The following is a 5,925-nucleotide window of genomic DNA, read 5'->3' on the forward strand; positions in this document are numbered from 1 at the left end:
CACACCCGTTCCCATACCGAACACGGAAGTTAAGCTCTTCAGCGCCGATGGTAGTCGGGGGTTTCCCCCTGTGAGAGTAGGACGCCGCCAAGCAATTGCACGCTAGTGCAGTTATGGAGGATTAGCTCAGCTGGGAGAGCATCTGCCTTACAAGCAGAGGGTCGGCGGTTCGAGCCCGTCATCCTCCACCATTTTGCCGGTGTAGCTCAATTGGTAGAGCAACTGACTTGTAATCAGTAGGTTGGGGGTTCAAGTCCTCTTGCCGGCACCACTTTTATATGGTATAATACTCAAGTCTCTTGTAAGAAGAGCCATTAGCTCAGTTGGTAGAGCATCTGACTTTTAATCAGAGGGTCGAAGGTTCGAGTCCTTCATGGCTCACCATTTATATGTTGCGGGTGTGGCGGAATTGGCAGACGCGCTAGACTTAGGATCTAGTGTCTTTACAGACGTGGGGGTTCAAGTCCCTTCATCCGCACCATTTCTGCGGAAGTAGTTCAGTGGTAGAACACCACCTTGCCAAGGTGGGGGTCGCGGGTTCGAATCCCGTCTTCCGCTCCAACTATACCATCCACGCCGGGGTGGTGGAATTGGCAGACACACAGGACTTAAAATCCTGCGGTAGGTGACTACCGTGCCGGTTCAAGTCCGGCCCTCGGCATTAAGTTTTGCGCCCGTAGCTCAATTGGATAGAGCGTTTGACTACGGATCAAAAGGTTAGGGGTTCGACTCCTCTCGGGCGCGCCATTATTCTAATAGAATAGTTAGGAAATCGGGAAGTAGCTCAGCTTGGTAGAGCACATGGTTTGGGACCATGGGGTCGCAGGTTCGAATCCTGTCTTCCCGACCATTTTCATGGGGCCTTAGCTCAGCTGGGAGAGCGCCTGCTTTGCACGCAGGAGGTCAGCGGTTCGATCCCGCTAGGCTCCACCAAAAGTTTTTCAAAAAAGTTGTTGACTTTGAAGAAGCAGCATTGTATACTAATAAAGTTGCTTTAACAAAGCGGACAAACGAAATGATCTTTGAAAACTAAACAAGACAAAACGTACCTGTTAATTCATTTTTTATAAAATCGCACAGCGATGTGCGTAGTCAGTCAAACTACTTTATCGGAGAGTTTGATCCTGGCTCAGGACGAACGCTGGCGGCGTGCCTAATACATGCAAGTCGAGCGGACAGATGGGAGCTTGCTCCCTGATGTTAGCGGCGGACGGGTGAGTAACACGTGGGTAACCTGCCTGTAAGACTGGGATAACTCCGGGAAACCGGGGCTAATACCGGATGCTTGTTTGAACCGCATGGTTCAAACATAAAAGGTGGCTTCGGCTACCACTTACAGATGGACCCGCGGCGCATTAGCTAGTTGGTGAGGTAATGGCTCACCAAGGCAACGATGCGTAGCCGACCTGAGAGGGTGATCGGCCACACTGGGACTGAGACACGGCCCAGACTCCTACGGGAGGCAGCAGTAGGGAATCTTCCGCAATGGACGAAAGTCTGACGGAGCAACGCCGCGTGAGTGATGAAGGTTTTCGGATCGTAAAGCTCTGTTGTTAGGGAAGAACAAGTACCGTTCGAATAGGGCGGTACCTTGACGGTACCTAACCAGAAAGCCACGGCTAACTACGTGCCAGCAGCCGCGGTAATACGTAGGTGGCAAGCGTTGTCCGGAATTATTGGGCGTAAAGGGCTCGCAGGCGGTTTCTTAAGTCTGATGTGAAAGCCCCCGGCTCAACCGGGGAGGGTCATTGGAAACTGGGGAACTTGAGTGCAGAAGAGGAGAGTGGAATTCCACGTGTAGCGGTGAAATGCGTAGAGATGTGGAGGAACACCAGTGGCGAAGGCGACTCTCTGGTCTGTAACTGACGCTGAGGAGCGAAAGCGTGGGGAGCGAACAGGATTAGATACCCTGGTAGTCCACGCCGTAAACGATGAGTGCTAAGTGTTAGGGGGTTTCCGCCCCTTAGTGCTGCAGCTAACGCATTAAGCACTCCGCCTGGGGAGTACGGTCGCAAGACTGAAACTCAAAGGAATTGACGGGGGCCCGCACAAGCGGTGGAGCATGTGGTTTAATTCGAAGCAACGCGAAGAACCTTACCAGGTCTTGACATCCTCTGACAATCCTAGAGATAGGACGTCCCCTTCGGGGGCAGAGTGACAGGTGGTGCATGGTTGTCGTCAGCTCGTGTCGTGAGATGTTGGGTTAAGTCCCGCAACGAGCGCAACCCTTGATCTTAGTTGCCAGCATTCAGTTGGGCACTCTAAGGTGACTGCCGGTGACAAACCGGAGGAAGGTGGGGATGACGTCAAATCATCATGCCCCTTATGACCTGGGCTACACACGTGCTACAATGGACAGAACAAAGGGCAGCGAAACCGCGAGGTTAAGCCAATCCCACAAATCTGTTCTCAGTTCGGATCGCAGTCTGCAACTCGACTGCGTGAAGCTGGAATCGCTAGTAATCGCGGATCAGCATGCCGCGGTGAATACGTTCCCGGGCCTTGTACACACCGCCCGTCACACCACGAGAGTTTGTAACACCCGAAGTCGGTGAGGTAACCTTTTAGGAGCCAGCCGCCGAAGGTGGGACAGATGATTGGGGTGAAGTCGTAACAAGGTAGCCGTATCGGAAGGTGCGGCTGGATCACCTCCTTTCTAAGGATATTTACGGAATATAAGACCTTGGGTCTTATAAACAGAACGTTCCCTGTCTTGTTTAGTTTTGAAGGATCATTCCTTCGAAACGTGTTCTTTGAAAACTAGATAACAGTAGACATCACATTCAATTAGTAAGACAAGATATCACATAGTGATTCTTTTTAACGGTTAAGTTAGAAAGGGCGCACGGTGGATGCCTTGGCACTAGGAGCCGATGAAGGACGGGACGAACACCGATATGCTTCGGGGAGCTGTAAGCAAGCTTTGATCCGGAGATTTCCGAATGGGGAAACCCACCACTCGTAATGGAGTGGTATCCATATCTGAATTCATAGGATATGAGAAGGCAGACCCGGGGAACTGAAACATCTAAGTACCCGGAGGAAGAGAAAGCAAATGCGATTCCCTGAGTAGCGGCGAGCGAAACGGGATTAGCCCAAACCAAGAGGCTTGCCTCTTGGGGTTGTAGGACACTCTGTACGGAGTTACAAAGGAACGAGGTAGATGAAGAGGTCTGGAAAGGCCCGCCATAGAAGGTAACAGCCCTGTAGTCAAAACTTCGTTCTCTCCTGAGTGGATCCTGAGTACGGCGGAACACGTGAAATTCCGTCGGAATCCGGGAGGACCATCTCCCAAGGCTAAATACTCCCTAGTGACCGATAGTGAACCAGTACCGTGAGGGAAAGGTGAAAAGCACCCCGGAAGGGGAGTGAAAGAGATCCTGAAACCGTGTGCCTACAAGTAGTCAGAGCCCGTTAACGGGTGATGGCGTGCCTTTTGTAGAATGAACCGGCGAGTTACGATCCCGTGCAAGGTTAAGCAGAAGATGCGGAGCCGCAGCGAAAGCGAGTCTGAATAGGGCGCATGAGTACGTGGTCGTAGACCCGAAACCAGGTGATCTACCCATGTCCAGGGTGAAGTTCAGGTAACACTGAATGGAGGCCCGAACCCACGCACGTTGAAAAGTGCGGGGATGAGGTGTGGGTAGGGGTGAAATGCCAATCGAACCTGGAGATAGCTGGTTCTCTCCGAAATAGCTTTAGGGCTAGCCTCAAGGTAAGAGTCTTGGAGGTAGAGCACTGATTGGACTAGGGGCCCCTACCGGGTTACCGAATTCAGTCAAACTCCGAATGCCAATGACTTATCCTTGGGAGTCAGACTGCGAGTGATAAGATCCGTAGTCGAAAGGGAAACAGCCCAGACCGCCAGCTAAGGTCCCAAAGTATACGTTAAGTGGAAAAGGATGTGGAGTTGCTTAGACAACCAGGATGTTGGCTTAGAAGCAGCCACCATTTAAAGAGTGCGTAATAGCTCACTGGTCGAGTGACTCTGCGCCGAAAATGTACCGGGGCTAAACGTATCACCGAAGCTGCGGACTGTTCTTCGAACAGTGGTAGGAGAGCGTTCTAAGGGCTGTGAAGCCAGACCGGAAGGACTGGTGGAGCGCTTAGAAGTGAGAATGCCGGTATGAGTAGCGAAAGAGGGGTGAGAATCCCCTCCACCGAATGCCTAAGGTTTCCTGAGGAAGGCTCGTCCGCTCAGGGTTAGTCGGGACCTAAGCCGAGGCCGAAAGGCGTAGGCGATGGACAACAGGTTGATATTCCTGTACCACCTCCTCACCATTTGAGCAATGGGGGGACGCAGGAGGATAGGGTAAGCGCGGTATTGGATATCCGCGTCCAAGCAGTTAGGCTGGGAAATAGGCAAATCCGTTTCCCATAAGGCTGAGCTGTGATGGCGAGCGAAATTTAGTAGCGAAGTTCCTGATTCCACACTGCCAAGAAAAGCCTCTAGCGAGGTGAGAGGTGCCCGTACCGCAAACCGACACAGGTAGGCGAGGAGAGAATCCTAAGGTGATCGAGAGAACTCTCGTTAAGGAACTCGGCAAAATGACCCCGTAACTTCGGGAGAAGGGGTGCTCTGTTAGGGTGCAAGCCCGAGAGAGCCGCAGTGAATAGGCCCAGGCGACTGTTTAGCAAAAACACAGGTCTCTGCGAAGCCGTAAGGCGAAGTATAGGGGCTGACGCCTGCCCGGTGCTGGAAGGTTAAGAGGAGCGCTTAGCGTAAGCGAAGGTGCGAATTGAAGCCCCAGTAAACGGCGGCCGTAACTATAACGGTCCTAAGGTAGCGAAATTCCTTGTCGGGTAAGTTCCGACCCGCACGAAAGGCGCAACGATCTGGGCACTGTCTCAACGAGAGACTCGGTGAAATTATAGTACCTGTGAAGATGCAGGTTACCCGCGACAGGACGGAAAGACCCCGTGGAGCTTTACTGCAGCCTGATATTGAATGTTGGTACAGCTTGTACAGGATAGGTAGGAGCCTTGGAAACCGGAGCGCTAGCTTCGGTGGAGGCATCGGTGGGATACTACCCTGGCTGTATTGACCTTCTAACCCGCCGCCCTTATCGGGCGGGGAGACAGTGTCAGGTGGGCAGTTTGACTGGGGCGGTCGCCTCCTAAAAGGTAACGGAGGCGCCCAAAGGTTCCCTCAGAATGGTTGGAAATCATTCGCAGAGTGTAAAGGCACAAGGGAGCTTGACTGCGAGACCTACAAGTCGAGCAGGGACGAAAGTCGGGCTTAGTGATCCGGTGGTTCCGCATGGAAGGGCCATCGCTCAACGGATAAAAGCTACCCCGGGGATAACAGGCTTATCTCCCCCAAGAGTCCACATCGACGGGGAGGTTTGGCACCTCGATGTCGGCTCATCGCATCCTGGGGCTGTAGTCGGTCCCAAGGGTTGGGCTGTTCGCCCATTAAAGCGGTACGCGAGCTGGGTTCAGAACGTCGTGAGACAGTTCGGTCCCTATCCGTCGCGGGCGCAGGAAATTTGAGAGGAGCTGTCCTTAGTACGAGAGGACCGGGATGGACGCACCGCTGGTGTACCAGTTGTTCTGCCAAGGGCATCGCTGGGTAGCTATGTGCGGACGGGATAAGTGCTGAAAGCATCTAAGCATGAAGCCCCCCTCAAGATGAGATTTCCCATTCCGCAAGGAAGTAAGATCCCTGAAAGATGATCAGGTTGATAGGTCTGAGGTGGAAGTGTGGCGACACATGGAGCTGACAGATACTAATCGATCGAGGACTTAACCACATTTTGAATGATGTCACACCTGTTATCTAGTTTTGAGAGAACACTCTCAATTTGTTTGGTGGCGATAGCGAAGAGGTCACACCCGTTCCCATACCGAACACGGAAGTTAAGCTCTTCAGCGCCGATGGTAGTCGGGGGTTTCCCCCTGTGAGAGTAGGACGCCGCCAAGCAA

Annotated in this window: 9 tRNA genes and 4 rRNA genes; all 13 read left to right on the plus strand. The window is 52.7% G+C overall.

The annotated features are described in order from the left end of the window. Positions 1 to 93: ribosomal RNA gene (gene rrf / locus EV130_RS32165) — 5S ribosomal RNA — on the plus strand; the annotation flags it as partial. 22 nt (positions 94 to 115) lie between these two features. Further along, positions 116 to 191, plus strand: a tRNA-Val gene (locus EV130_RS32170). Between the two features lie 4 nt (positions 192 to 195). Continuing rightward, positions 196 to 271: transfer RNA gene (locus EV130_RS32175), tRNA-Thr, on the plus strand. A gap of 37 nt (positions 272 to 308) precedes the next feature. Next, positions 309 to 384, plus strand: a tRNA-Lys gene (locus EV130_RS32180). 10 nt (positions 385 to 394) lie between these two features. Then, a tRNA-Leu gene (locus EV130_RS32185) sits at positions 395 to 481 on the plus strand. Between the two features lie 5 nt (positions 482 to 486). Then, positions 487 to 561, plus strand: a tRNA-Gly gene (locus EV130_RS32190). Between the two features lie 14 nt (positions 562 to 575). Beyond that, positions 576 to 661: transfer RNA gene (locus EV130_RS32195), tRNA-Leu, on the plus strand. A gap of 9 nt (positions 662 to 670) precedes the next feature. Further along, positions 671 to 747, plus strand: a tRNA-Arg gene (locus EV130_RS32200). A gap of 26 nt (positions 748 to 773) precedes the next feature. Next, positions 774 to 850, plus strand: a tRNA-Pro gene (locus EV130_RS32205). 7 nt (positions 851 to 857) lie between these two features. Further along, positions 858 to 933: transfer RNA gene (locus tag EV130_RS32210), tRNA-Ala, on the plus strand. 173 nt (positions 934 to 1,106) lie between these two features. Continuing rightward, positions 1,107 to 2,656: ribosomal RNA gene (locus EV130_RS32215) — 16S ribosomal RNA — on the plus strand. Between the two features lie 169 nt (positions 2,657 to 2,825). Further along, a 23S ribosomal RNA gene (locus EV130_RS32220) occupies positions 2,826 to 5,753 on the plus strand. Positions 5,754 to 5,807: 54 nt separating this feature from the next. Next, positions 5,808 to 5,923, plus strand: a 5S ribosomal RNA gene (gene rrf, locus EV130_RS32225). Positions 5,924 to 5,925 lie beyond the last annotated feature (2 nt).

It is taken from the genome of Rhizobium azibense (genome assembly GCF_004342325.1).
GTDB classification, from domain to species: domain Bacteria; phylum Pseudomonadota; class Alphaproteobacteria; order Rhizobiales; family Rhizobiaceae; genus Rhizobium; species Rhizobium etli_B.